Origin of the sequence: Nocardioides sp. (assembly GCF_029937575.1) — a bacterium.
GTDB lineage: Bacteria > Actinomycetota > Actinomycetes > Propionibacteriales > Nocardioidaceae > Nocardioides.
In genome coordinates, this window is record NZ_JAPYPS010000009.1 from 1 (window position 1) to 22,265 (window position 22,265).

The 22,265-nt window shown below is 71.0% G+C and carries 19 protein-coding genes and 1 riboswitch; of the genes, 13 read left to right on the plus strand and 6 right to left on the minus strand.

Annotated features, from left to right (window positions below):
- Nucleotides 1-230 precede the first annotated feature (230 nt).
- From Q1K33_RS05275 to Q1K33_RS05335, 13 genes are all read left to right on the plus strand, one after another.
- Nucleotides 231-1,580, plus strand: a complete 1,350-nt coding sequence (locus tag Q1K33_RS05275; protein ID WP_300401391.1) for a hemolysin family protein — start codon at nucleotides 231-233, stop codon at nucleotides 1,578-1,580.
- Nucleotides 1,573-2,622, plus strand: a complete 1,050-nt coding sequence (locus Q1K33_RS05280) for a hemolysin family protein (protein WP_300401393.1) — start codon at nucleotides 1,573-1,575, stop codon at nucleotides 2,620-2,622. The genes Q1K33_RS05275 and Q1K33_RS05280 overlap by 8 nt, the downstream gene beginning before the upstream one ends.
- Before the next feature lie 49 nt (nucleotides 2,623-2,671).
- Complete coding sequence (locus tag Q1K33_RS05285; RefSeq protein WP_300401395.1) at nucleotides 2,672-3,271, plus strand: CDP-alcohol phosphatidyltransferase family protein; 600 nt, start codon at nucleotides 2,672-2,674, stop codon at nucleotides 3,269-3,271.
- Nucleotides 3,272-3,275: 4 nt separating this feature from the next.
- Nucleotides 3,276-4,196 carry a DUF881 domain-containing protein gene (locus Q1K33_RS05290; protein ID WP_300401397.1) on the plus strand — a complete coding sequence of 307 codons (921 nt, stop codon included), beginning with the start codon at nucleotides 3,276-3,278 and terminating at the stop codon, nucleotides 4,194-4,196.
- Nucleotides 4,193-4,525 (plus strand): small basic family protein, encoded by a 333-nt coding sequence (locus Q1K33_RS05295; RefSeq protein WP_300401399.1) that lies wholly within the window; start codon nucleotides 4,193-4,195, stop codon nucleotides 4,523-4,525. Before Q1K33_RS05290 ends, Q1K33_RS05295 begins: the two co-directional genes overlap by 4 nt.
- Complete coding sequence (locus Q1K33_RS05300; RefSeq protein ID WP_300401401.1) at nucleotides 4,518-5,249, plus strand: DUF881 domain-containing protein; 732 nt, start codon at nucleotides 4,518-4,520, stop codon at nucleotides 5,247-5,249. Before Q1K33_RS05295 ends, Q1K33_RS05300 begins: the two co-directional genes overlap by 8 nt.
- An 87-nt stretch (nucleotides 5,250-5,336) precedes the next feature.
- Entirely contained in the window at nucleotides 5,337-5,732 is a 396-nt protein-coding gene (gene gcvH, locus Q1K33_RS05305; RefSeq protein ID WP_300401403.1) for a glycine cleavage system protein GcvH, read from the plus strand.
- Between the two features lie 115 nt (nucleotides 5,733-5,847).
- Complete coding sequence (locus Q1K33_RS05310; protein WP_300401405.1) at nucleotides 5,848-6,393, plus strand: FHA domain-containing protein; 546 nt, start codon at nucleotides 5,848-5,850, stop codon at nucleotides 6,391-6,393.
- A gap of 11 nt (nucleotides 6,394-6,404) precedes the next feature.
- Entirely contained in the window at nucleotides 6,405-7,163 is a 759-nt protein-coding gene (locus tag Q1K33_RS05315) for a MerR family transcriptional regulator (protein WP_300401407.1), read from the plus strand.
- Between the two features lie 62 nt (nucleotides 7,164-7,225).
- Nucleotides 7,226-7,696, plus strand: coding sequence for a bifunctional nuclease family protein (locus tag Q1K33_RS05320; RefSeq protein WP_300401410.1), 471 nt, complete (start codon nucleotides 7,226-7,228; stop codon nucleotides 7,694-7,696).
- 195 nt (nucleotides 7,697-7,891) lie between these two features.
- Nucleotides 7,892-8,488 carry a MerR family transcriptional regulator gene (locus tag Q1K33_RS05325; RefSeq protein ID WP_300401412.1) on the plus strand — a complete coding sequence of 199 codons (597 nt, stop codon included), beginning with the start codon at nucleotides 7,892-7,894 and terminating at the stop codon, nucleotides 8,486-8,488.
- Nucleotides 8,489-8,605: 117 nt separating this feature from the next.
- A riboswitch (glycine riboswitch) is annotated at nucleotides 8,606-8,708 on the plus strand.
- A gap of 81 nt (nucleotides 8,709-8,789) precedes the next feature.
- On the plus strand, nucleotides 8,790-11,630 hold the full coding sequence (gene gcvP, locus Q1K33_RS05330; protein ID WP_300401414.1) for an aminomethyl-transferring glycine dehydrogenase: 2,841 nt from the start codon (nucleotides 8,790-8,792) through the stop codon (nucleotides 11,628-11,630).
- Between the two features lie 18 nt (nucleotides 11,631-11,648).
- Nucleotides 11,649-12,896 carry a serine hydrolase domain-containing protein gene (locus Q1K33_RS05335; protein WP_300401416.1) on the plus strand — a complete coding sequence of 416 codons (1,248 nt, stop codon included), beginning with the start codon at nucleotides 11,649-11,651 and terminating at the stop codon, nucleotides 12,894-12,896.
- An 18-nt stretch (nucleotides 12,897-12,914) separates the two neighbouring features.
- On the opposite strand, the gene Q1K33_RS05340 is transcribed toward Q1K33_RS05335, so the two are convergent.
- From Q1K33_RS05340 to Q1K33_RS05365, 6 genes are all read right to left on the minus strand, one after another.
- Complete coding sequence (locus tag Q1K33_RS05340) at nucleotides 12,915-13,583, minus strand: hypothetical protein (RefSeq protein ID WP_300401418.1); 669 nt, start codon at nucleotides 13,581-13,583, stop codon at nucleotides 12,915-12,917.
- 102 nt (nucleotides 13,584-13,685) lie between these two features.
- Nucleotides 13,686-15,092 (minus strand): metallopeptidase TldD-related protein, encoded by a 1,407-nt coding sequence (locus Q1K33_RS05345; RefSeq protein ID WP_300401420.1) that lies wholly within the window; start codon nucleotides 15,090-15,092, stop codon nucleotides 13,686-13,688.
- Complete coding sequence (locus Q1K33_RS05350) at nucleotides 15,089-16,630, minus strand: TldD/PmbA family protein (RefSeq protein ID WP_300401422.1); 1,542 nt, start codon at nucleotides 16,628-16,630, stop codon at nucleotides 15,089-15,091. The genes Q1K33_RS05345 and Q1K33_RS05350 overlap by 4 nt, the downstream gene beginning before the upstream one ends.
- Before the next feature lie 9 nt (nucleotides 16,631-16,639).
- Nucleotides 16,640-18,031 carry a mycothione reductase gene (locus Q1K33_RS05355; RefSeq protein ID WP_300401424.1) on the minus strand — a complete coding sequence of 464 codons (1,392 nt, stop codon included), beginning with the start codon at nucleotides 18,029-18,031 and terminating at the stop codon, nucleotides 16,640-16,642.
- A complete protein-coding gene (locus tag Q1K33_RS05360) occupies nucleotides 18,015-21,050 on the minus strand; it encodes an SMC family ATPase (RefSeq protein WP_300401426.1) in 3,036 nt (1,011 codons plus the stop codon). Before Q1K33_RS05360 ends, Q1K33_RS05355 begins: the two co-directional genes overlap by 17 nt.
- Complete coding sequence (locus tag Q1K33_RS05365; protein ID WP_300401428.1) at nucleotides 21,047-22,252, minus strand: exonuclease SbcCD subunit D; 1,206 nt, start codon at nucleotides 22,250-22,252, stop codon at nucleotides 21,047-21,049. The genes Q1K33_RS05360 and Q1K33_RS05365 overlap by 4 nt, the downstream gene beginning before the upstream one ends.
- Between the last annotated feature and the right edge of the window lie 13 nt (nucleotides 22,253-22,265).

Consider the following 22,265-nt stretch of genomic DNA (forward strand, 5'->3'; position numbering starts at 1 on the left):
GCTACTGCACCGCGATCAACCAAAAGTGACCGCTTCAACCTGACAGCACACTAGCCGGAGTGACCGACCGGCAGCTCCCACCACCGCCCGGCTAGGCTGCTCGCACCCCCGACGAACACGAAGCGACCACGAAGAAGGACAACGAACCGCCCGATGGACGGCTCTCAAAGTACGTACCCGCGTGACCTCTCGGCCCCGCTCCAGCTCCGACCTGCGGGCGGGGTGGCGTGATGGCCTGGCTCCTGCTCGGGGTGGCGCTCCTGCTGGTCGCTGCCTGCGGCCTGTTCGTCGCGGCAGAGTTCGCACTGGTCACCGTGGACCGCAACCAGGTGGACCGTGAGGCCGCCGAGGGCGAGACCGCGGCGATCGGCGTCCAGCACGCCCTCCGCTCGCTCTCGACCCAGCTCTCCGGGGCCCAGGTCGGCATCACGGTGACCAACCTCGGCATCGGGTTCCTGGCCGAGCCGGCGATCTCCGAGCTGCTCACCGACCCCCTGACGTTCCTGGGTCTGTCCGAGGGCGCCGTGCGTCCGACGGCGTTGGCCGTCGCGCTGACGCTGAGCACGGTGATGACGATGCTGTTCGGCGAGCTGGTGCCCAAGAACGTCGCGATCGCCCTGCCGATGGCGACAGCGCGCGCCACGCAGCGGCCGATGCGATGGTTCACCGCGGCCATGCGGGGGCCCATCCACGTCCTGAACGGCTCTGCCAACGCCATCGTGCGGCGGCTCGGGATGGAGCCGCAGGAGGAGCTGAGGTCCGCACGCAGCTCCACCGAGCTCGCGAGCCTGATCTCGCGCTCCGCCGACGAGGGCACCCTGGACGCCGACACCGCCGAGCTGATGGAGCGGTCGGTGGAGTTCGGCACCCGCACCGCGGGGGAGATCATGACGCCCCGGGTCCGCACCCGCTCGATGGAGGTCAACGACCGCGCCAGCGCCGTCATCGACCTGACCCGCCACACCGGTCACTCCCGCTTCCCGGTCCTCGACGACGACGACAACGTCGTGGGCACGGTCCACGTCAAGAACGCGGTGGCTCTACCCGTCCACGAGCGCTCCACGACCAAGGTCAAGCACCTGATGGCCAAGCCCGTCGTGGTGCCCGACTCCCTGCGGCTGGACCCACTGATGGCCCTCCTGCGCGCCGACGGTTTCCAGATGGCCGTGGTGCTCGACGAGTACGGCGGCCATGCCGGGATCGTGACCCTCGAGGACGTCATCGAGGAGATCGTCGGCGACATCTCCGACGAGCACGACCGGCTCGGGGCCCGCGCGCGCCAGCGTCGCGACGGCTCCTGGTCGCTGTCGGGACTGCTCCGACCCGACGAGGTCGAGGACGTGACCGGCATCGAGCTGCCCGAGAGCGAGGACTACGACACGATCGCCGGCCTCGTCCTGACGGTGCTGGGCAGGATCCCCCGTGCGGGCGACATCGCCGAGGTCGAGGTCCCCGACCGCAGCGAGCCCGACGAGCGGCGACGACTGCTCGCCGTACTCTCCGTGGAGCACATGGACGGGCTGCGGGTCGACCGACTCGCGCTGCGTCTCCACGACGCGGGGGTGGACGTCGATGAGTGACTACGGTGCGCTTCTCGTCGCGGTACTGCTGCTCGCCTTCAACGCCTTCTTCGTCGGTGCCGAGTTCGCGCTCATCTCTGCTCGTCGCAGCCAGATCGAGCCACGGGCGCAGCAGGGCTCCCGCGCCGCCAAGACGACCCTGCGGGCCATGGAGAACGTCTCCCTGATGATGGCCGGGGCCCAGCTCGGCATCACCATCTGCTCGCTGGGCCTCGGTGCGGTCGGCGAGCCCGCACTGGCGCACCTCATCGAGCCGCTGTTCGAGAGCTGGGGCATCCCGGAGGCGCTGGTCCACCCGATCGCGTTCTCCCTGGCGCTCGTCGTCGTGGTGTCCCTGCACGTGGTGCTGGGCGAGATGGTCCCGAAGAACATCGCCATCGCCGGCCCGGAGCGCTCCGCCCTGGTCCTGGCGCCGGTCCTGGTGGGTGTCGTGACGGTGCTGCGCCCGATCATCGTCTCCCTCAACGCGATCGCCAACGCGACCCTGCGGCTCATCCGCGTCGAGCCCAAGGACGAGGTGAGCTCGACCTACACCCGCGAGGAGGTCGCCGCCCTGGTCGAGGAGTCGCGCGGCGAGGGGCTGTTGGAGGCCCACGAGTACGACCGTCTCGCCGGAGCGCTGGGCTTCACCGAGAAGACGGTCGACCTCGTGCTGCTGACCCCCGACACGCTCGAGACCATCGTGCGGGGGTCGAGCGCCGCGGACGTGGAGGCGTTGTGCGCCTCCACCGGCTTCAGCCGCTTCCCGGTGTCTGCCTCGGGCGGCGAGCTCCTCGGCTACCTGCACATCAAGGACGTGCTCGAGCCCGACGAGCAGCGCCGCAGGCTGCCGATCGACGACAAGTGGATCCGTCCGTTCGCGCCCGTCGCCGAGGACGCTCCGCTCCACGAGACGCTCGAGGTCCTGCAACGCCGGGGCGCCCACATGGCACGCGTCGTCGACTCCGGCGGCGCGACCGTAGGGCTGGCCACCCTGGAGGACGTCATCGAGGAGCTGGTCGGGGAGATCCGCGACGGTGCCCACCTCGACGAGACGTCGTGAACCGTGCGGGTCCCGAATCCGCCGGCCGAGGCGTTTAGGGTGAGTTCCCGTGGCAGGTGACGTGGCGCCCGGTGCCGAGCGGTCGGCGACGCTGGTGTGGACCCTTCCCAACGCCCTCAGCGCGCTGCGCCTGCTCGGCGTGCCGCTCTTCCTGTACCTCGTCCTCGGTCCCGAGGAGGACGGATGGGCCCTGGCCCTGCTCGTCGCCTCGGGCATCACCGACTACCTGGACGGCTGGTTGGCCCGCAAGCTCGACCAGCAGTCGGTTGTCGGGCAGATCCTCGACCCGGTCGCGGACCGGCTCTACATCCTGGCCGTCGTGGTCGCTCTCGCGCTGCGCGACGTCATCCCGTGGTGGGTCGCGGTCTCGCTCCCCCTGCGGGATGCCTTGATGTGGGGACTCGTCCCGCTGTTGCGCACCCGGGGGTACAGCGCGCTGCCGGTGCACTTCCTGGGCAAGGCGGCCACGTTCAACCTCCTCTACGCCTTCCCGCTGCTCCTGCTGGGTGACGGAGAGGGCACGGTGGCCACGCTGGCCCAGGTCTTCGGCTGGGCCTTCGCCATCTGGGGGATCGCGCTCTACTGGTGGGCAGGCGTGCTCTACGCCTGGCAGGTACGACGTCTGCTCGCGACGACCGAGCGCAGGTGATCAGGTGTCGTCCTCACCAGACTCGTCCCGGTCGGAGACCGACCTGCTGCCCGAGCGGGTGCACCTGCCGCTGCTGACGCTGATCACCCACCAGTCGTTGGACGAGGACTACCTGGTCGCGGCCGAGCAGCGCGCCGCCGGGGCGCCACGTCCGCCGAAGGGGCGACCGCACCGGGTCGCGGCCGTGGTCGTCGCGGTCTTCGGCGTGCTGGTCTCGACCGCGTTCGTGCAGACCTCGCAGAACGCCGACGTCGACGACGCCGGACGAGCCACGCTGATCGACCGCCTGGAGGCGGAGCGCGCTGTCCTCTCGAGCCAGCAGGAGCGTGTCGCCGCTCTGCGCGACGGCAATCTCGCCCTCGAAGCGAGCCTCGGGCAGCTCGCCGACACCGAGCAGGAGGCGCTGGTCCGCAACCGGCGGCTCCAGGTGCGGGCCGGCTTCATCGGGGTAACCGGAGAAGGAGTGCGGGTGACCGTCCAGGAGCGGCCCGACGCCGACGAGGTCCAGCAGATCCACGACTCCGACCTCACCCTGCTGGTCAACGGCCTGTGGGAGGCCGGAGCCGAGGCCATCTCCGTCAACGGCCAGCGGCTGACCTCGATGAGCGCGATCCGGATCGGCGGTCAGGCGATCCTGGTGAACAACCGCGGTGTCTCGGCGCCATACGTCGTCGAGGCGATCGGCGACACCCGTACCCTGTCGGCCGAGCTGTTCGACACGACGTCCGGCCTGGCGTTCGCCGGCAAGGCCGACTTCTACGGCTTCACCTACGACGTGGAGAATGTCGGATCGATGTCACTGCAGTCCGGGCCACAGTCGTACCTCCGGCTGCTGTCGGCGTCCACGGACGTAGGCGACGTCCTGGTGGAGAACGAGCCCCCGGCCCGACCCAGGGCTACACCGACGACGGAGGAGGAGCCGTGATCGCAGCCCTCGGCCTGCTCCTCGGCGTGCTCCTGGGGCTGGTCTTCCAACCCGACGTGCCGCTCGGTCTCGAGCCCTACCTGCCCATCGCCGTGGTGGCCGCGCTGGATGCCGTGTTCGGTGGACTGCGGGCCTACCTGGACGGCATCTTCGACGACAAGGTCTTCGTCGTCTCGTTCGTGAGCAACGTCTTCATCGCGGCCGGTATCGTCTACCTCGGGGACCGGCTCGGAGTCGGTGGCCAGCTGTCGACCGGAGTCATCGTCGTGCTCGGAATTCGCATCTTCTCCAACGTCGCCGCGATCCGGCGTCATCTCTTCCATGCCTGATCCGGAGCGCCCCACGGGCCGGTCGCGGCTGTGGGACGCGCTGCGCAGGCCCTCTCGCAGCCAAGTCGTCGTCGGCATCCTGCTCGCGATCGTGGGCTTCGCCGCCGTCGTGCAGATCCAGGCAACCGAGGACTCCTCGAGCTATGCGGGGCTGCGCGAGCAGGACCTCATCGACGTGCTGGCCGGTCTCTCGGGCACGACGCAGCGCACCCAGGCCGAGATCGACCGGCTCACCTCTGCCCGCAGCGAGCTCCGCTCCGAGGCGGGACAACGCAGCACCGCCGTGGACCAGGCCCAGCAGGAGGTCGACAGCCTCAACGTCCTGGCCGGTGTGGTCCCGGTGACCGGGCCCGGCATCCGGGTGACGATCACCGAGCAGACCGGTCGCGTCACGGTCTCCTCGATGCTGGACGTGATCCAGGAGCTGCGCTCCAACAGCGCGGAGGCGATCCAGGTCAACGGTCAGGTGCGCGCGGTGGCCCAGACCTCCTTCGAGGACGGCGTGGGAGGACTGGTGATCGACGGCACCCTGGTCGAGTCGCCCTACGTGATCGACGTCATCGGGGTGTCCAACACGCTCGCCAGCGCGATGCGGTTGCCGGTGGGCCCACTGAAGCAGCTGCGCGACGACGGGGCGGTCGTCGAGGTGACCGAGCTGGCGTCGCTGGACATCGACGCCGTGCGCCGTCTGGTGCAGCCGGAGTTCGCGACCCCGGACCCGTGACGGATCGCCGTCGGCAAGTAGCCTGTCCGCGCGAGCGGCCCCAGATCGCTCGATGCCTGAGCAGCCCCCCGGTGATGGAGGAAGCAGTTGTACCCCGAGGACCTGAAGTACACCGCCGAGCACGAGTGGGTGCGCACGCCGGGCGAGCACGACGGCTCGGTGCGCGTGGGGATCACCGAGTACGCCCAGGACGCCCTGGGGGACATCGTCTACGTCTCCCTTCCCGAGTTGGGCGAATCGGTCGAGGCCGGCAGCACCTGCGGTGAGCTGGAGTCGACCAAGTCGGTCAGCGACATCTACGCGCCGGTGACCGGTGAGGTGGTCGCGCGCAACGAGGCGCTGGACGCGACTCCCGAGCTGGTGAACTCCGACCCGTACGGCGCGGGGTGGCTCTTCGAGGTGATGCCCTCGGACGGCTCGCCCAGTGCTGCGGTCGACGCGCTGATGCCGGCCGAGACCTACACGGCCTCGCTCGAAGCCTGAGCCGCGCAGCACCGCTGCTGGTAGGTTCGCAACAACCGTCAACCTCAGCCCGGTAGTGAGGGTTTGCCCCGTCGCAGACCACTCCCACCCCCCGATCTCGTGACTGGAGAGCCCGATGCCCTTCTGCACCGCCTGCGGCCGACAGAACCCGGACGACGCTCGGTTCTGCGCCCAGTGCGGCACCCGGCTCGTCAGTGTCGGTGACGCCGGGTCGACCTCCGGCGCCGGCCCGGCCGAGCCGACCGGGGAGTCCACCGCCACGATCCAGATCGGCGTGGGCGCCGACAAGGTGGAGACCTCCGACCGCCAGCTCAACGCGGTCGACGCGGCCGCGGTCGATGCCCTGCCTGCGGGGCATGCACTGCTCGTGGTGCAGAAGGGGCCCGGTGCGGGCAGTCGCTTCCTGCTCGACGCCGACGTGGTCAACGCCGGTCGCCACCCGGAGAGCGAGATCTTCCTCGACGACGTCACGGTGTCCCGCCAGCACGCGGTCTTCCGACGCGACGGGGACTCCTTCACCGTCAGTGACGCCGGTAGCCTCAACGGGACCTACGTCAACCGCGACCGCATCGAGACGGTGCGGCTCAAGGACAGCGATGAGGTGCAGATCGGCAAGTACCGGTTGGTGTTCTTCTCCGGGCACGACGCCCGGTTCTCCTGACGGTCGAGGCGATGGCGACCGCACTGCCCGCAGGTGCCGACGAGGGTGAGTCCCGCCCGTCGGGCCAGCTCCTCACGATCGGCCAGGTCCTGGACCTGCTGCGCCCGGACTTCGACTCCATCACGATCCCGAAGATCCGCTTCCTGGAGGACAAGGGGCTGATCAAGCCCGAGCGGACCGCCGCCGGGTACCGCAAGTTCTCCACGGGGGACGTCGACCGGCTGCGCTACGTCCTGACGATGCAGCGTGATCACTACCTGCCCCTGCGGGTGATCGGTGAGCACCTGGACGCGCTGGACCGGGGTCTCGAGCCGCCGCCGATCGAGCCCGTGGTGCCCACGGTACCGACCGTCGTGCTGAGCTCCGACGGGCTACCGAGCCCGGAGTCCTTCGCTCGGCGGGACAACGTGCGGCTCTCGCGCAAGGAGCTGATCAAGATCGCCGACATCGACGAGGACCTGCTGGCCTCGCTCGAGCAGTTCGGGCTGGTCACCTCCCGCACCGGGACCGGTCACTACGACACCGACGCCCTGGTGATCGCCCAGACGGCACGGGAGCTCTCGGACTTCGGTCTCGAACCCCGGCACCTGCGTGCCTTCCGGGCTGCGGCGGACCGCGAGGTGGGCCTCGTGGAGCAGGTGGTCGCTCCGCTGGCGCGAGGTCGCGACGCGGCCGCGGGGGCACGTGCCGAGGATGCGATGAGCCAGATCGCGGCGCTGTCGGTGCGCCTGCACGCCACTCTGGTCAAGGCCGGTCTGCGACGCCGCTGACGGGCGGCGAGGGACCCCCCTCGCCCTGCCACGCGCACTTGGCGCGGGGGTAGGGTGAGCGTGTGCGCGAAGTCGATGTCATGGGAGTCAGGGTCGAGATGCCTTCCAACCAGCCCATCGTGCTGCTGCGTGAGGTGACGGGGGAGCGCTACCTGCCGATCTGGATCGGTGCCGTGGAGGCGACCGCGATCGCCTTCGCCCAGCAGGGCGTCGTCCCGCCACGACCGCTCACCCACGACCTGATGAAGGACGTGCTCGAGGCGACCGGCAACCCGCTGACCGAGGTGCGCATCACCGACGTCAAGGACGGCGTGTTCTTCGCGCTGCTCGTCTTCGACTCCGGGGTCGAGGTCAGTGCCCGGCCCTCGGACTCCATCGCCCTGGCGTTGCGCACCGGCACCCGGATCGTGTGCGACGAGGACGTGCTCGACGAGGCCGGGTTGGCCGTGCCGGCCGAGCAGGAGGACGAGGTCGAGAAGTTCCGCGAGTTCCTGGACCACGTGACTCCCGAGGACTTCGACGCCGAGCCCTGAGCCGCCGTGCGCTCAGCCTCAACCTGAGGTTGAGGGTTTGCGACACGCCGGGCGTGGCCTTTGACCGACCCGGTGTCACGTCGTACCTTGAACTGTCTTCGTTGTAACTCCACGCGTGTGGTTGGTCCCCGGACTCGCCAGGCGTCACCCTTCCCGGAGCTACGTCGTACGAAGTAGACCCCCACGGAGGACCGTGTGAACGAGCAGAACCAGCCGGAGCCCAGCGTCGCCCACGAGCGCGCCGAGGCGTCTGCCGACGAGCAGGGGCTGTTGTTCACCGACGACGTCTCGCCGCTGCCCAGCGACGTCGGCTACCGCGGTCCCACCGCCTGCAACGCCGCCGGGATCACCTACCGCCAGCTCGACTACTGGGCCCGAACCGGTCTGATCGAGCCCACCGTGCGGGGAGCCAAGGGTTCGGGCTCGCAGCGGCTCTACTCCTTCCGCGACATCTTGATCCTCAAGATCATCAAGCGCCTGCTCGACGCCGGCGTCTCCCTGCAGCAGATCCGCACCGCGGTCACCCACCTGCGGGAGCGTGGCACCGACGACCTGACCCGGGTGACGTTGATGAGCGACGGCGCCTCGGTCTACGAGTGCACCTCCAACGACGAGGTCATCGACCTGCTCCAGGGTGGTCAGGGAGTCTTCGGGATCGCCATCGGCGGTGTGTGGCGCGAGATCGAAGGCACCCTCGCGGAGCTGCCCAGCGAGCGCGCCGACGAGCCTGCTGCCGCGATCTCCGCGGCCGACGAGCTGGCCGCACGCCGCGAGGCCCGCAAGATCAGCTGAGTCCCTGCGGTTCTTCGACCCCGTCCGCGTCGTGGCCCTCGAGGCCGCGGCGCGGTCGTCATGTCCGGCCCATGTCTGCGGGCCGCGTGACCGGGCCTGCTAGATTCCTGGTGCTGATGATCCCGCGCGGGAGAGTCTTCGAGCACCAGCACCACCAGCGAAGCGCCGAAGGGGCAATTCCTCCCCGGAACCTCTCAGGCACCCGGACCGCGCGGAGCAGGCACCTGTGGAGCTCATCGACGAGTGACAGAGGGGGAGGGCACCGACCGACTGCGATCCGTAGCGTCTAGGAGCCCCACCCGTGCCCCAGCCCGACATCTCGCCCCGCGTCTTCGCCGACCGTCACATCGGGCTGCGCCCCGAGGACGTCGCCACGATGCTCGCCACGCTCGGCTACGACAACCTCGACGACCTCATGTCAGCCGCGGTGCCCGGCGGCATCCGCAGCAGCGCGTCGCTGGCACTCCCCGAGCCGCTCAGCGAGGAGGAGACGGCTCGCGAGCTGCGCGAGATCGCCGCCGACAACCGGCCGGGCGAGGCGATGATCGGCCTGGGCTACCACGCGACGATCACACCGCCCGTCGTACGACGCAACGTGCTCGAGGACCCGAGCTGGTACACCGCGTACACGCCGTACCAGCCGGAGATCTCGCAGGGCCGTCTCGAGGCGCTGCTCAACTTCCAGACCGTCATCGGCGACCTCACGGGCCTGCCGACCGCCAACGCCTCGCTCCTCGACGAGGGAACCGCGGCCGCGGAGGCGATGACGCTCGTGCGCCGTGGCAACCGGAAGGCGGCCGGTCCGTTCGTGGTCGACGCCGACGCCCTGCCGCAGACGATCGACGTCGTGCGGACCCGCGCCGAGGCGATGGGCATCGACGTGGTGGTGGCCGACCTCTCCGAGGGGCTGCCCGAGGGGGAGCTGTCCGGGCTGCTCGTGCAGTACCCCGGAGCCTCGGGGCGGATCCTCGACCCGCGTCCGCTGATCGAGGCCGCCCACGAGCGCAACGCGCTCGCGGTCGTGGCCGCGGACCTGCTGGCGCTCACCCTGCTGGAGGCTCCCGGCACGCTGGGCGCCGACGTCGTGGTCGGCTCGTCGCAACGCTTCGGCGTGCCGCTCTTCTACGGCGGCCCGCACGCCGGCTTCATGGCCGTCGCCGCCGGCCTCGAGCGGCACCTGCCCGGTCGCCTGGTCGGGGTCTCCGTCGACGCCGAGGGCCGGCCCGCCTACCGGCTCGCCCTGCAGACCCGCGAGCAGCACATCCGGCGCGACAAGGCGACGTCCAACATCTGCACCGCCCAGGTGCTGCTGGCCGTCGTAGCCTCGATGTACGCCGTCTACCACGGTCCCGAGGGCCTGCGCGCGATCGCACGTCGCACCCACGATCTCGCCGCGCGGGCGGCGGCCTCGCTGTCCGCGGCCGGGCACGAGGTGCTGACCACGGCCTTCTTCGACACCTTCACCGTCTCGGTGCCGGGTCGGGCCCAGGACATCGTGAAGTCCGCCCGTGAGGAAGGCCTGCAGCTGCGGCTCGTCGACGAGGACACCGTCGGTCTGTCCTTCTCGGAGGTGAGCGGAGCGAGCACGCTCGCGGCTGTGCACCGCACCTTCGCGATCGCCCCGAGGGAGGTCGAGCCGGTGCCCGCCGTGCCGCAGAGCCTGCTGCGCACGACCGACTTCCTGACCCACGAGGTGTTCTCGAGCCACCACAGCGAGACCCAGATGCTGCGCTACCTCCGTCGGCTCTCGGCCCGCGACTACGCGCTCGACCGGGGCATGATCCCGCTCGGCTCCTGCACCATGAAGCTCAACGCCACCACGGAGATGGAGCCGGTCTCCCTGCCGGGCTTCGCCGACCTGCACCCCTTCGTGCCCGCCGAGGACGCCCTCGGCTACCGACGTCTCGTCGACGAGCTGGAGGGCTGGCTGGCCGAGGTGACCGGCTACGACCGCGTGTCGATCCAGCCCAACGCCGGGTCGCAGGGCGAGCTCGCCGGGCTGCTGGCGATCCGGGGCTACCACCACTCACGAGGTGACCAGCAGCGCGACGTCTGCCTGATCCCGAGCTCGGCACACGGCACCAACGCCGCCTCGGCCGTGATGGCGGGGATGAAGGTCGTGGTCGTGAAGTCCGGTGACGACGGCACCGTCGACCTCTCCGACCTGCACCAGCAGTGCGAGAAGCACGCCGACACGCTCGCCGCGATCATGGTCACCTACCCGTCCACGCACGGAGCCTACGAGGACACGATCGGCGACCTCTGCGACCTCGTGCACCGTCACGGCGGCCAGGTCTACGTCGACGGCGCCAACCTCAACGCGCTGCTGGGCTATGCCAAGCCCGGCGACTTCGGTGGCGACGTGTCCCACCTCAACCTGCACAAGACCTTCTGCATCCCGCACGGTGGCGGCGGCCCCGGCGTCGGTCCGGTGGCGGTGCTCGAGCACCTGGCCCCGTTTCTGCCCTCCCACGCCCAGCACCCCGAGCCCGCCAAGCGGGAGGGGATCGGACCGATCAGCGCGGCGCCGTACGGCTCGGCCGGCATCCTGCCGATCTCCTGGGCCTACGTCCGCTTGATGGGAGCAGAGGGGCTGACCCGTGCCACGGCGAGCGCTGTGCTGTCGGCCAACTACGTCGCCAAGCGGCTGGCCGACCACTTCCCGGTGCTGTACAAGGGCCACGGCGGACTGGTCGCCCACGAGTGCATCCTCGACGTCCGCGGACTGACGAAGGACTCCGGCGTCACCGTCGACGACGTCGCGAAGCGACTGATCGACTACGGCTTCCACGCCCCGACGATGTCGTTCCCGGTGGCCGGCACCCTGATGGTCGAGCCCACCGAGTCCGAGGACCTGGTCGAGATCGACCGCTTCTGCGACGCGATGATCTCCATCCGCGAGGAGATCGACCGGGTCGCAGCCGGCGAGTGGCCCGCGGATGCCTCTCCCTTGCGTGGGGCCCCGCACACGTCGCGGGCGCTGGTGGGGGAGTGGGAGCGTGGCTACTCCCGCGAGCTCGCGGTGTTCCCGACGGGGATCGACCCGGACAAGTACTGGCCGCCGGTCGCGCGCGTCGACCAGGCCTACGGCGATCGCAACCTCGTGTGCGCCTGCCCTCCTCCGGAGGCGTTCGCGCAATGAGTGCTGGGTGAGCGAACGGTGAGCGCGGACCTCGAGTCCCGGCTGCTCCGGCTGCAGGTCGACGGCCGGCTCCCGTCCGTCGTCGGGGCGCGGGTGCGCGACGGGGTGGTCGTGGACGAGGCGGGTGTCGGCGCCGACCCCGAGACCGCCTACCGGGTCGGTTCCATCACCAAGACCTTCACCGCGGTGCTCGTGCTGCAGCTGCGCGACGCGGGTCGGCTCTCGCTGGCCGACCCGGTCGGCAGTCACCTGCCGGGCACGCCGTACGGCGAGATCTCGATCGCCGACCTGCTGGGCCACACCGGCGGTCTCCAGAGCGAGCCGGCCGGACCGTGGTGGGAACGCTCCGAGGGCGGCTCGTTCGCTGACCTGCAGGCGGCCAACGACGGGACCGGTGCGGTGGCGCCACCTGGGTCGTGGTTCCACTACTCCAACCTGGGCTACGCACTGCTCGGCGAGGTCGTCGCGCGAGCTCACGGCACGACCTGGTGGTCGAGCGTCGTCGATCGGCTGCTCTCGCCGCTCGGCATGGAGCGCACGACGTACGCGCCGGTGACGCCCCACGCTCCGGGCTACAGTGTCGAGCACTTCACCGGCCGGCTCACTCCAGAGCCTCACACCGACACCGGTGCGATGGCTCCCGCCGGGCAGGCCTGGAGCACCGTGGGCGATCTCGCCCGGTGGTCCCGGGTGCTCGCGGGTCGCCGCCCCGACGTTCTGGCGCCTGGCACGGCCGCCGAGATGGCCACCGAGCGCAGTGGGTCGGGCTACGGGCTGGGCCTGCGCCTGGTGGACGTGGCCGGACGACCCTGGTGCGGACACACCGGCTCGATGCCCGGCTTCCTGGCCAGCCTGTTCGTCGACCCCGAGCGTGCTGACGCCACGATCGTCCTGAGCAACGCCACGACGGGCCTCGCCTGCGAGGCGGTGCCCACGGCCTTGACGAGCGAACCCGCTCCAGCACCTCCCAGCTCACCGTGGCACCCGACGACGCACGTGCCGTCGGAGGCTCTCGGTGCCGTGGGCCTGTGGTTCTGGGGCAACACCGCGATCGAGCACCGCTGGCACGACGGTGGCCTGGAGCAGCGGCACCTGCAGGGTGGGGCGCAGGGAAGCCGCTTCGAGGTCCACGACGGCCTGCTGGTCGGTGTGCGCGGCTACCACCGCGGTGAGGTCCTGACCGTGCACCCCACTCATCTGGAGTGCGCCTCGTTCATCCACACGCGGGTCCCCTACGACCCCGGTGCGCCGATCCCCGGGAGGTGACCGCAGCCCGTCGAGGCGCTACTTCTTGCGCTTCTTCTTCTTGATCTTGTCCACGGTGCCGTCGCCGGCCAGGATCACCGACTCCCCGTCGAGCAGGAAGGCCGTCCAGAAGACGCGCTTGCGCTTGACCTTGATCCGGATCCTCGCGTCCGCGGGGATGACGCGGCTGCCGTCGACGACGTTGGTGCGGTTGCTGCCCCAGACGATCATCAAGTCGACGTCGTTGCGGTTGGCGGCGGCGATCCGGCCCCGGCGCTTCTTGTGCTTGACGACCCTGGGGGACTGCAGCTTCGTGATGTCGAGCGCGACGGTCGTCGTGTCCCGGGAGCCGCCCTGGCAGGCGTCGTAGGTGAAGGCGACGACACCGTCGGCGTTCCGGTTGGTCTCGATGAAGATCTTCGTGGGGTCGTCGCGGTCGATCTCGGCGTAGAGCACGCGCTGGGTCGCCTCGTCGACGTCGACCCCGCACAACGTCAGGTCACCCGAGCTGAGGAAGGTCACCTCGTCGTTGGCGAGCACGTCGAGTGAGTACTCACCGGAGGCGTAGACGCTGAAGACGTCGCTGTTGGCGATCGGGCGCTGCTGCGGGTCGGCCTCGGCGGGGGCGGCCGCGACGGTCGAGAGGGCCAGGCCGGCGCCTGCGAGGCCGGCGAGCACAGCGCTCAGGGCGCGCGGTCGAGCGAGCACGGGCACGACGGAACTCCGGGAGTCTGCGGGGATGCGGGGCGGGGGGGGAGAAGCGTGACGCCACCAGCGCCGAGACCGAGCGGGCGTCGACGTGACTCTATGTCACAGGGCCTGGGACACGCTGGACATGTTGAAATCAGGCACCCGCAGCGCCGGCGTCGCGGTCCGGGAGAAGTAGTCGTCTCCCCACTCCCGGCTGAAGCTCGGCGCCGTCGTCGAGGCGTGGCTGAACCGGCGGAGCAGGTCGACCGGGCTCTCGTTGAAGCGGAAGTTGTTGACCGCGCCGGTGATCTCACCGTCCTCGACCAGGTAGACCCCGTCGCGGGTCAGTCCGGTGAGCAGCAGCGACTGCGGGTCGACCTCGCGGATGTACCACAGGCAGGTGAGCAGGAGGCCTCGGTCCGTCCCGGCGACCAGGTCGTCGAGGGAGGACGTGGCGCCGTCGACGTCGAGGACGAGGTTGTCCACAGCCGGCGTGACCGGCTGCTGGGTGAGCCCGGCCGAGAAGCGGGTCTGGAGCAGCGAGCGCAGCTGGCCGTCGCGGATCCAGTCGGTGCGGGCGAGCGGGAGACCGTTGTCGAAGACGGATGCGTCGTTGCCCGAGGACGAGGCGAGAGCAAACGGCGCGCACTGCAGGCCGGGGTAGGCAGGGTCGGAGTACAGGTTGACTCCCGGCGCGGTGATCGTCTCGCCGATCCGAGTGCCCCCGCCGCGACGGCTGTAGACCGACTGCCCGTCGTGGGCATCGCGCGCCCCGGCGTACCAGTAGGCGTCGATCATCAGGTCGGCAACGGCCGACGGCGGGAGGATCGTGTCGTAGCGTCCGGCGGGCAGGTCGACGCGGCGCTCTCCCCAGCCCAGGCGGGTCGCGACGGCCTCCTCCATCTCGAGCGCATCGACGTCGGCGAAGTCCCGGGTGGCTCCGCCGACCCAGGCGCTGTTGGTCAGGGCGGTGTTCTTCGCCGTGCAGCCGTAGTGACCGGTCGGCTGGACGTGGCGCAGGCGCAGACCGGTGGTGGAGCCGACGTACGTCGTGGTCATCTCGTGGTTGACGAACCCGTAGAGGATCCGCTCGGCGGCGCCGGCACGCCCGAAGGCCTCGCCCAGGGCCGGCGCGAAGGACGAGTAGACGCCGATGTCGGTGGGGACGGGCGCCTCGTCCCAGTCCTCGGCGCTCGGGGCGTCGTCGACGAGGGGGTGCGCGTCCTCGGCGGGGGCACCCGCTCGCGCCGCGGCGTCGGCCGCCTCCACCAGAGCGGTCACCTGGGCCTGGTCGCTGGCGCTGCCGGTGACCGAACCGGTGGCCACGCCCCCCGCGACGTGGACGAAGGAGATGATCGTGACCGAGACCCCGTGCATCACGCCGTTGGTGGTCAGCGTGTTGTTGGCCCAGCGCAGGTTGGCGCTGGTCTGGTCGCGCACGATCGCGATGCAGTCGTCCGAAATCGACGTCGACACCGCGTGCTCGACGAGGGACTGGGGGACCAGTGCAGTGCGCTGGGGGCTCATGCGCTGCCTTCCTCGAGGGTGTTGAGGATGCGGACGTCGCGGAAGAGCGCGGTCGGACAGCCGTGGCTGACTGCGGCGACCTGGCCGGGCTGGGCCTTGCCGCAGTTGAAGGCTCCGCCGAGCTCCCAGGTGTCGGGTCCGCCGACGGCCTCCATCGAGCGCCAGAAGTCGGTCGTGGTGGCCTGGTAGGCGACGTCGCGGACCTGGCCGACGAGCTCGCCGTTCGTGATCTTGTAGAAGCGCTGCCCGGTGAACTGGAAGTTGAAGCGCTGCATGTCGATCGACCAGGACTTGTCACCCACGACGTACAGGCCGTCGTCGACACGGCCGATCAGCTCCTCGGTGCTCGGGCCGCCGTCAGCTGCGGGGGAGGGCTGGAGGGAGACGTTGGCCATCCGCTGGATGGGGATGTGACCGGGTGAGTCGGCGTAGGCGCAGCCGTTGGATCGGCCGTTGCCGTCCAGCTGGTTGAGCTCGGGCAGCATCACGCCCATCGGCCGGTCGAGCTGGTAGCCGACGAACAACCCGTCCTTGACGATGTCCCACGACTGCGTCTGCACGCCCTCGTCGTCGAAGCCAACGGTGGCCAGTCCGTGCTCGACGGTCCGATCACCGGTGACGTGCATGACGGGGGAACCGTACTGGAGGTTGTTGAGCAGGTCGGGAGTCGCGAACGACGTGCCGGCGTAGTTGGCCTCGTAGCCCAGGGCCCGGTCGAGCTCGGTGGCGTGCCCGATCGACTCGTGGATCGTCAACCACAGGTTGCTGGGGTGGATCACGAGGTCGTAGGTGCCGGCGACGACAGTGGGGGACTTGAGCTTCTCGGCCAGCAGCTCGGGGACCTGCTCGATCTCCTCGTCCCAGTCATGGATGCCGCCCTCGGCGGGGCCGCGGAGGTACTCCCACCCGCGACCCACGGGCGGCGCGATGCTGGCCATCGAGTCGAAGGTGTCGGCGCCGGCACCCATCGCCTCGAAGCCTGGCATCATCCGGACGCGCTGCTGCGTGGTCGTGGTGCCCGCGAGGTCGGTGTAGTACTTGTTCTCCTGGACCTGCTCGCAGAAGGCACGGGCGTGGTCGACGGCAGCGCCGGTGCGCAGCCGCTCGGTCCAGTCGATCAGGAGCGAGGCCTTCTCGGCCACCGGGACCTGGAGCGGGTTGACCTCGTAGGCGCTCACCCAGGTGACGTCGTCGTAGGCCGGCTCGTCGGCGATCTCGACCGGAGTGCTGGTCATGTCGGCGGCGACGGTCGCGACCGCGACGGCCGTCTCCGCGACGCGCGCGGCCTCCTCGGGTGTCAGGACCACCCCCGAGGCGAACCCCCACGACCCGCGATGGATAACGCGGACGGCGAAGCCGAGGTCCTCGGTGTCGGAGGCGTTCTGCAGGACGCCGTCACGCACCGACAGGCTCTGGTAGCGCACGCGCTCGAAGCGGAAGTCGGCGTGGGACACCCCCAGGGCACGGGCCCGGGACAGCGCCGCGTCGCCGAGGCTGCGGTAGGGGAGGTCGACGAAGGTGGGATCGAGTCCACTCATGCGGCGAACCTACCGTGGATCGGGGAGCCCGAGGAGGAGGTTCTCGGTGACCTCGGCCAGCGCGGGATGGATCCAGTACTGGCCGCGGGCGAACTCGTGGGCGGGCTGCCCGAAGCTCATCGCGGCGATGATCGGCTGGATCAGGTTGGACGCCTGGGGTCCGAGGAAGTGCGCCCCGAGGATCAGTCCGGTGTCGGGGTCGGCGAGCACCTTGGCGAAGCTGGCGGTGTCCTCCATGGCCCAGCCGTACGCCGTGTCGCCGTACTGCTGGCGGCTGACGACGTGGCGCACGCCCTGGGCCAGCGCCTCGCGCTCGGTGAGCCCGACGCTGGCCACCTGCGGGGAGGAGAACACCGCACTCGGGACGGCGGTGTGACGCGTGCTCTCGAGGTGGTCGGGGTGCAGGAGGTTGTGCTGCACGACGCGCGCCTCGTGGTTGGCGACGTGCTTGAGCTGGAAGGAGTTGGCGACGTCGCCCAGGGCCCAGACGCCGTCGGCGGTCGTGCGCTGATGCTCGTCGACGAGGATCGTGCCGGTGGCATCGATCCGGATGCCGGCGTGCTCGAGACCCAGGTCGTCGGCGTTGGGGACCCGCCCCGTCGCGACCAGGACGACGTCCACGTCGACCGTGCTGGTGTCGCTCAGGTGCGCCCGGATCGCCCCGGAGTGCTCCTCGAGCCGACTCACGTGCGTGTCGAGCCGGACGTCCCAGCGTGACTGCGCGGCAGCGGTGAAGGCGGCGGAGATGTCGTCGTCCTCGGCGCGCAGCAATGCCCCGGACCGGTTGGCGATGGTCACGCCGGCGCCGAAGGAACCGAACACGTGGGCGAACTCGGCGGCGACGAAGCCGCCGCCGATGATGAGCACCCGGTCCGGGAGGCTGTCGAGGCGCATGATCGTGTCGCTGGTGTGGACCCGGGACTCGGGCAGGGTGTCGAGGCCGACGACCGGGGGCATGGTTGCGCGGGAGCCGGTCGCGATGACGACCTGGTCGGCCGTGATCGTCGTGCCGGTGCCGGTGTCGACGGTGCGCTCCCCGACGAACCGGGCGTGTCCCTCGTAGAGCGTCACGTTGGGGGTGCCTTCGATCCGCCAGTGCCGTCCCCCCGCGGAGATGGGGTCGATCCGTCCGAAGACGCGGTCGCGGATCTCGGGCCAGCGCACCCGCTCCAGGCGGGTCTCGACTCCCAGCCGGTCGCCGTGCTCGGCACCCAGCGCGAGATCGGCCGGGTAGACGAACATCTTGGTGGGGATGCAACCGACGTTGAGACAGGTGCCGCCGAAGACGCCCTTCTCGAGGAGGGCGACCCGCTGGTCGCCGAACCGCTCGTCCGCGATCGAGTTGCCGGAGCCGCTCCCGATGATTGCCAGGTCGTAGTGCGTGTCAGTGCGAGGGGTCACGGGGCCCATCGTGCCGGAGCCGTACCGATGAGCCGCCCCGGGCCTTCGTGACGACCAGCTGGGTGGGGATCCGGTCGCGCATCTCGGCGACGTGGCTGACCACGCCCACGACCCGACCACCGTCGCGCAGCGAGTCGAGGGTGTCCATCACGTCGTCCAGGGTGTCGGCGTCCAGGGAGCCGAATCCCTCGTCGACGAAGAGGGTGTCGAGCGAGGCGCCGCCGCTCTCGTGCGCCACCACGTCGGAGAGGCCCAGCGCGAGGGCCAGGGAGACCACGAACGTCTCGCCGCCGGACAACGTCGCGGGGTCGCGGGTCTCGCCCGACCAGTCGTCACGCACCAGGAGGCTGAGGCCTCCGCGCGTCTCGCCGGCGCCGCGGTGCCCGGTGTGCTCCAGGGAGTAGCGCTGGTCGCTCATCGTCGCCAGTCGTTCGTTGGCGGCGTCGACGACCTGGCTGAGCCGGTAGGCCAGGACGTAGGCGGAGAGCCGCATGCGCAGCTGGTTGTCGGCGGACTTGCCCTCCACGAACGACGACAACCCGGTGGTCAGGGCGAGCTCCTCGCGCAGGGGCGCCCAGGCGGTCACCCGGGTGCCGAGATCGCCGACGAGGCTGGCCAGGCGCTGCTCGCGCGCCACCGCTACCCGCAGGGCGGCGCCGGTGTCGTCACGTCTCTCCATCGCCGACGCGTGGTCGTGGACCAGCTCGTCCAGAGACTGGTGCGGCGGATCCTGCTGGAGTGCGGCGCCGGGCTCGGCAAGGACCTCGCTCACCGCTGCCAGCCTGCGCAGGTGGGTCTCGACGGAGCCTTCCAGCTCGGCGACGTCGCGAGGGGTGCGGGCGTGGGAGATGGCGTGTGCCGCATCGTCGAAGCCGACCTCCAGAGCGGCGGCCCGGGCCGACCACTCCGACTCGGTGAGCTCACGCTCGGCGGCCGTGACCTCAGCGCGTCGGGCAAGGGCGGCGCGAGCCAGGGTGATCGTGCGCTCGTGGTGCGCCACCAGCGTCGCGAGGTCGTGGTGCCCGGTGTCGTCCAGGATCGCTGCGAGCTCGCTCTCCCACGTGTCGAGCTCCGAGGTGAGCGCCACCCCGCGCGACTGCGCGCGGGCTTCCTCGGCGCTCAGCTGGGCCAGGCGGGACCCCAGTCGGTCGGCGGCCTGCTCGGCGTCGTCGAGCGCAGCCTGGCGCGCCACCAGCTGTTCTGCTGCGGCGCGGTCCTGGCGCAGGTCGACTTGCTGGTTCGCGATCTGCTGTCGCACGTCGCCCACCGAGGTCTCCCCGGCGCGCGCGGTCGCGGCGGCCAACGACGCCTCGACCTCACGGACTTTGGCGTCGAAGGCGGTCTCGACCATGGCGGCGTCGTCCGCCGCTGCGCGAGCGTGCTTCTCGGCGGCGGCGTCCGGGGCACCCGGCGCCGCCGATGCCTTCGCCGGGTGGACCCCGGAGCCGCACACTGGACAGCTGCACCCGCTGGCCAGGGCGCCCGCGAGCTCGGCGGCCATGCCCTCGACGCGGGCCTGCTGCAGGGAGATGAGGTCCTCCTTGAGGCTGAGCGCCACCTCCCGCGCGGCGAGCCACTCCTGGCGAGCGGTCGCGAGCTCCGCGCCGAGACGGACGACAACGGCGTGGGCATCGACCTGCCCGGTGAGTGCCGCGATCCTCTCGAGGCGCGCGGGGATGCGCGCACGCGCGTCGCTGGCGAGCGCGACGGAGGAGCGCAGGGATGCCAACCGCGAGGGTAGCGCCGCCTGCTCGGCCCGGGTGCCGGCCAGGTCGGTGGTCAGGCTCTCGAGGGTGCGGCGGGTCTCGACGAGCTCGGCTCGCGCGCGCTCCTGGCGGGCGGCTCGGGGAAGAAGGGCGCGCGCCGCGGCCGCCGCGTCTCCGGCCTGCGCGGCGGCCTCCTCCAGAAGGGTGCCGGGGAGGGGGTGGGGGAGGTCGTCGGCGACAGCGAGGTGGGTCGACAGTGCGGTGTCCGCGGCCTCGGCGGCGACGCGGGCCCGAGCGGCCGCGCCGGCGCGGGTCTCCGCATGCCGCTGGAGGGGTACGACGCCAGCGGCACGTCGCGCTGCCGCGAGGGTCTCCACGGCCCGGCTGTGGTCCTCGGCGCGCGCATCGAGGCGGGCGAGCTCCGCGCGGGCGGTGTCGTAGCGCTGGCGCCGAGCAGCGTCCGCACGGGCGGCCTCGAGCTCGGTGCGCGCCGTCTGCTCGCTGCGTGCGGCGTCCTGGGCCGAGGTGGCGCGCAGTGCCGCCGTCTCGGCAGCCAGTGCGTGGAGGTGCTCGGCCCACCGGGTCAGCCGGTCGGCATCGGCGACGGGCCCCAGGTCCTGGATGTCCCAGTCGTCGGGGAGCGGCGTGGCGGCGGCCTCGCTGACCCGGCTCACGACCTCGGCCACGGCGCGGTGCTGCTGCTGGTCGGCCCGGGAGAGCTCGAGGCGTCGCTCCCGCAGCCAGCGCTCCACCTCGGCGAACCGCCCGGTCCGGAAGAGTCGCTGCAAGAGCTGGTGTCGCTCGTCCGAGCCTGCCCGCAGGAACGTCTGGAAACGGCCCTGCGGGAGGAGCGCGACCTGGGTGAACTGGGTGAGGCTCATGCCCACGAGACGTCCCACGAGGTCACCGGTCTCGTCGACGCGACTCGACAGCGCCGTCCACGCGCCGCCGCGCAGCTCCGACATCGTGACCGAGGCCTGCTGCCGGGTCGTGCCGGCACCCCGGCGCTTGGGGCGGTCCCACGCAGGGCTGCGCTCGATGCGGAAGCGGCGTACTCCGAGCGTGACCTCGAGGTGCACACGGGGCGCGACCGACGGCTCGGCCTGGTCGCAGCGCAGCCGCTTGGCCGCGCTGCGGTCGCCGGGCACGTCGCCGTACAGCGCGAAGCAGACCGCGTCGAGGACGCTGGTCTTGCCGGCACCCGTGGCACCGGAGAGCAGGAACAGCCCGGCCTCGGACAAGGTGTCGAAGTCGACGCGCGTCGCACCGGCGAACGGGCCGAAGGCCTCCATCTCGAGCACGTGGAGCCTCATCCGGCCTCCTCGTCGCGGGGAGGGCGCTCGTCGTCGATCATCATGTCGCCGCCCTCCCGTCCGGTCTCGTCGGTGTCGCAGCACGCGTCGACCGCTCGGTAGAGGACCTGCACCTCGCCGTCGGTCGGGTCCTCGCCGCGCAGGTCGACCATGAAGTCGTGGGCGATCTGCCGGTCGCTGCGGGCGTAGGTGGCACCGGCCGTGGGGGCGCCCATGGTCGAGCGCGGGGAGTCGAAGCCCAGGATCAGGGTGTGGGGGAAGCGCTTGCGCAGCCGCTCCATCGCCGCCAGGGGGCGGACCGGGTCGGTGAGCGTGGCCTCGATCCAGGAGCCCTCGTGCGCGGTGTGCGCGGGATGGGTGAGCAGCGACTCGATGGTGCCGCGCAGACGGGCCAGGGCGCGCGGGACCGGGGCCGGGACGAACTCGACGGCAACCGGTGTCCCGGGCGCGCCGAGGTCGACGATCCAGGAGCCCTTGCGGTGGTCGGTCTCGGAGAAGGAGTAGGCGAGAGGGGAGCCGCTGTAGCGCAGGTGGTTGTCGAGTACGTGGGCACCGTGCAGGTGCCCGAGCGCGGCGTAGTCGATGCCGTCGAAGAGCGACGTGGAGACCCGGGAGACGCCGCCGACGCTGATGTCGCGCTCGGAGTCGCTGGGCGTGGCGCCGGCGACGAACGCGTGGGCGAGCACCACCGAGCGCGCCCCCGGGCGCTGCGCCAGGTCGCCACCGACCCGGTCCATGGCCGCGGAGAGAGCTGCCTGGTGGGAGCGCCTGTCCAGCCCCCAGGGCTCCGCGACCGCGTGGGGGTCGAGATAGGGGATCCCGTGCACCGCCACCTGGCCGTGCTGGTCCTCCAGCAACACCGGGGTCCCCACCGCCGAGGCGTTGGTGCGCAGGTGCACGCCGGCCGCATCGATCAGCCGCGCCGAGAACCCCAGGCGCTGAGCGGAGTCGTGGTTGCCGCTGGTCAGGACCACCGTGGCGCGCGAGTGCGCGAGGCGGACGAGCGCCTCGTCCGCCAGGCGGACGGCGTCGACCGGCGGCAGGGCGCGGTCGTAGATGTCGCCGGCGACGACGACCAGGTCGATCCGCTCGGTCGCCACCACGTCGAGCAGGTGGTCGACGTAGGCGGCCTGGTGCTCGAGCATGTCCTCGCGATGGAACGACCGACCCAGGTGCCAGTCGGAGGTGTGGAGGATGCGCACCTCCAGCACGCTA